The organism is Streptomyces sp. NPDC028419 (genome assembly GCF_055565515.1).
This window is the reverse complement of the sequence record NZ_JBVHUE010000066.1, coordinates 15,050-18,907: the sequence shown is the minus strand read 5'-3', so window position 1 is coordinate 18,907 and position 3,858 is coordinate 15,050. Positions and strand designations below refer to the sequence as shown.

General features: G+C 67.9%; 3 protein-coding genes. 1 reads left to right on the top strand and 2 read right to left on the bottom strand.

Annotated features, from left to right (window positions below):
• Nucleotides 1-92: 92 nt before the first annotated feature.
• Complete coding sequence (locus ACZ4UB_RS38905) at nucleotides 93-239, bottom strand: hypothetical protein (protein ID WP_468077921.1); 147 nt, start codon at nucleotides 237-239, stop codon at nucleotides 93-95.
• Between the two features lie 659 nt (nucleotides 240-898).
• Between ACZ4UB_RS38905 and ACZ4UB_RS38900 the strand changes: the two genes are divergently transcribed.
• Nucleotides 899-1,063: a hypothetical protein gene (locus ACZ4UB_RS38900; protein WP_468077919.1), complete on the top strand. Its 165-nt coding sequence runs from the start codon at nucleotides 899-901 to the stop codon at nucleotides 1,061-1,063.
• A 1,566-nt stretch (nucleotides 1,064-2,629) separates the two neighbouring features.
• Here the strand turns inward: ACZ4UB_RS38900 and ACZ4UB_RS38895 are convergent.
• The gene (locus ACZ4UB_RS38895) at nucleotides 2,630-3,367 is read right to left on the bottom strand and encodes a GntR family transcriptional regulator (RefSeq protein ID WP_468077917.1); all 738 of its coding nucleotides are present in this window, start codon (nucleotides 3,365-3,367) and stop codon (nucleotides 2,630-2,632) included.
• Between the last annotated feature and the right edge of the window lie 491 nt (nucleotides 3,368-3,858).

Genomic DNA, 3,858 nt, shown 5'->3' with positions numbered 1-3,858 from the left:
CTGGCAAGGGGGAGGGTGGTGGCTCGACTGCATCATGATGACTGCCTGTGTAGGATCCCGGATTTGACACGAGTACCGGGGGCTGCCCTGCATCAGCTTTGCAGCATGTACCAATGGCAGAACCAGGGGGTGCCCCCGGTGGTCCGGGCGGTCCGCACCATGATCATCCAGACCAGCACCACGGTGACCACCGTCAACTTCACCGCGGCCACCACGACCCCGGGTCGAGAGCCACCCACCTCTTCAACGTGCTGCTGCTCCCGCGGCGACCAGGAGCGCCCCGGGACGAGAGCAGCCTACCCACACCGCGCCCCAACCGAACCCGAAACGCCACAGACGCCCCGCTGAGCCCCCACCAGAGCCCGACCCCAACTCGGGGACCAACACAACCTGTCAGGGGTCCAGCAGGGCACACAGCGGCTAGAACGGGGCTGTCGCGCGGCCCCCCGCTTCCGCCTCATCAACCGCCGCGGTCGCTGCCGCGCAAGAGGCCCGCCACTCGGCGTCCGCGCGGGCCCGGTCCATCTCCACCTTGATCCGGCAACTTCCGCACAGACCCAGGGTCAGAACCGGACGTCCGCACGGGCCGTCGTGCCCGGGACAGACCCCGTCCGCGGCCGCATGTACGGAAATGCCCGCGCTCGCCGCGGCCTGCACGCAGCTGGGGCAGACCTCCCCGTGCTCCACCCGGCGCCCGCAACCAGTCGTGCACTGCGGCCAACCCGCACACACCCCACACAGGCCGCGTCCGTCCTCGCAGGGGCGACCGCACTCCTCGCACTCAAACTGCGTCCGGTGCGTGAGCGCCTCGGCCACCGTGCGCCCGGCCACGGCCGTGCTGGAGTGGTCAGCCGCGCTGTCCGCCGGACTGCTCTGAGCAGGAACACCCCATGAGGCGGTGGGCGACGGCACCGGACCAGCAGCGGCCCGCCGCAACCGGGCGGACACGATCGCACCGACCGTACGGGTCAACGGCACCGGCAACGGACGCCCCGTCACCACCTGCCGGATGCTCGCCCCCTTCCAACCAGCCTCCAACATCCCCGTCACCATCAAGCCCTGATCCACCAAGGTCTGACCCGTCAACAGGTACTCCGGGTGCCAGGCCCCGATCTCCGTCAACAGCAACACCCCCGGGGTCCCCACGATCGGCGCGCACTCAGCGGAACCACCCGCACCCGGAGCAGCCTCGGCTGCTGCTGCGCTGTTGTCGTTCAGCGGCGCGGCGTCAGCCGCCGCCGCGCCCCCGCCAGGCTGAGCCTGGTCCTGGTCCTGGTCCTCAACCACAACATCGCCGCCTCCGTCCGTCCCTCCGTCCGTCCCTCCGTCCGTGTTCGCGCGCACGTCTCCACCTACAGACACGGACGGACGGACGGGGGTGGCTGAGCGGAAGGACTGAGTGGAAGGACTGAACGGGAGTTCGTGATCTTGCAGGCCAGCGGCCGGATGCGGGCTAGAAATCTGGCCCGACGGGCTAGAAATCTGGCCCGACGGGCTAGAAATCTGGCCCGCGCCGGGGGCCGGGCCAGAAATCTGGCCCGCTGTCTCGGCTCTCTTCTCCGCCTTCCGGGTCGACTCCAGGCTGGCCCGACGGGCCTCGGCCTTCCGGGCCGCCTCACGGGCCGGTGCGCGCACCGCGTCCAGGACAGCGAACGCGTTCGGCGGACCGCTGTAGCCGCGCGGCGGCATGTCATTGATGCGGATCCGAAGCGGTTCACCCGAGGCACGTACGCGCGAGGAGGTCTTGAGTCGTTTGCCGTCGGGTGTGGTCACCAGGGACACCGACGTCAGCTCAGCGAGCAGCGACCGGATCCGCGCGACGCTGGACGGCTTGGGGCTCTCTCCCGGCTTGGACGGCTTGGCTGGCAGCAGGTAGCAGAGTTCCATCAGAGTCAGCTTGCGAACAGGGCCATGTTTTTCGATCACCAGTGCGCGCATCGTCCAGTACAGCCGAACTGATCCGTCCCGCAACTGCGGGCAGAGAGGGACCCAGTCCTTGAGTTGTGAGCTGTACAGGCCGCCATCCAGGGGGCCGTAAAGCTCCACCCCTTGACTGTCGTCGTCATCGGGTCGGGTGTATCCAGCCGTTTCCACGGCGGTCCTTTTCCGGTCTGTGCGACGTGTCCGCGTGATCAGCCATCCACATGGGTACACTCGCCCATAGACCTGTGCTAGGTCGGCCCGTCGGGTCTCAGGACTGGTAACCCTGAGAGAGCTTTCCCGGCGGGCCTTTTTGACGTTCTGGTGCTTGCGACACTACGCCGCGTAAGGAGCGTGTTCGATCTCTTAAAGGGTGATGGCGGTCTGGAGTCCGCCGACCGTAGCCGCTCGCCGCCGCGCTGGCAGTCGCGAAACAGCGTGATCGACTCCGCATAGCAGGTCGGGCACGGGGATGCCGTAGTGGGCCGACAGTCGGTCAAGGTCAGTCAGAGTCCACGAAGAGCCGCCGTTACCGCCGGATTGCTTGCGTGAAACCTGCCCCTGACTTAGGCGTAGGCCCCGGCCGAGGTCCGCCTGGGTCTCTCCCGTGGCGTACATCAGGCCGGACACGGTGAGCCGTAAGAGCGCTTCTGTACTGCGCATATGGGCATCTCCCATCGGTCATGTAATGGGTGCATGCGGATTCTAGCTACGGCTGAGTCGTCGGCCTCAGCGATGACGACCAATTCAGGATCGTGTCGCCGCCAGCAACCTTCACTGCTACCTCGACAACCCGCCCGTCCACCAGCGTTACGGTCCGTACGACCTGGGTCACGACCACTTCCCCCGCAGTGAGACCGAGTGCCGCCTTTTCGGCTCCGGTGGCCATGCGTGACGTGACCTCTTCGAGGACCTGATCCTGCGGCGACCCCAGCCGTGCCGCCGCCAACTCGCGGGATCCGCCAGTGCTGGTGGGTTGGGTCAGCTCGGGCGTCACCTCAACGACGTACGGCGGGTAGTAGCTGCTGCTCACGTGGACCGGCACTCCGCCACGGCTCACAACTCGGCGTCGGACGTAGACGGGAGTGCCGGGGGTTACGTCCAGCCGCGGCGCCACGAGGGAATCGGCGCCGACCGTTCCCACTTCCAGGATGCGGGAGGACTCGCCCCCGCCAAGTGCGCTCCCAGTCGCCTCGAACATCGCCACCCGGGTGGCGATGTTGTTGCTGATGGCCGGTGCAACCAGGGTTCCCACACCTGGGCGGGAGATCGTCAGCCCCTCCATCTTGAGCTGTCGGTACGCGCGATTTGCCGTCGTGCCAGCCACGCCGAAGCGCTCGCACACCTCCCTCATGGAGGGCATGCGGTCCCCCGGGCTAAGCGTGCCGTCCTGGATCTGCTGCCGGTAATGGGCGGCGATCTCCTGGTACCCGATGGTCTCGGGCATCCGTGCCTCCTCACCTCGTCCTGCGCCTGTCAGGTGCAGGAATCGTAGGTAACAGGCTAAGGCACGAAAAGACCCACAGCTAGTACTAGCGCTAGACCTACCTAGTGCGCTACTTTCATCACCTCGCCACCTGAACCCCCCGGGGTTCAGGTGCTCCGCAGCGCCGGTGCCTCCCGGAAACGGGCCTGACGGCTGTCTGCCTGGCCCCACTTGAGAACTGCACAGAGAACGGACCGCACCCCTGCACGCGACGTCGTCGCCGACGGGGAGAGCGGCCGTTGCGTACCGACGGTTCCGAGCCGTCGCTATCCGGCGCCCACCCGTACTCGGGGTGGCGCCGGGTTGCGGCCACTCGGCCACGTCGGGCCCCGGGGGGGGGGGGGGGGGGGGGGGGGGGGGGGGGGCGGTGGGGGGGGGGGGGGGGAGGGGGGGGGGGGAGGGGGGGAGAAAGAGACAGAGCTAGCAGACAGGGGGAAACAGGAGGGAGAGGG

Bases quoted from the DNA above. Each gene is read 5' to 3' on its own strand.
- ACZ4UB_RS38895 (WP_468077917.1), bottom strand. From the start codon at position 3,367: ATGCCCGAGACCATCGGGTACCAGGAGATCGCCGCCCATTACCGGCAG.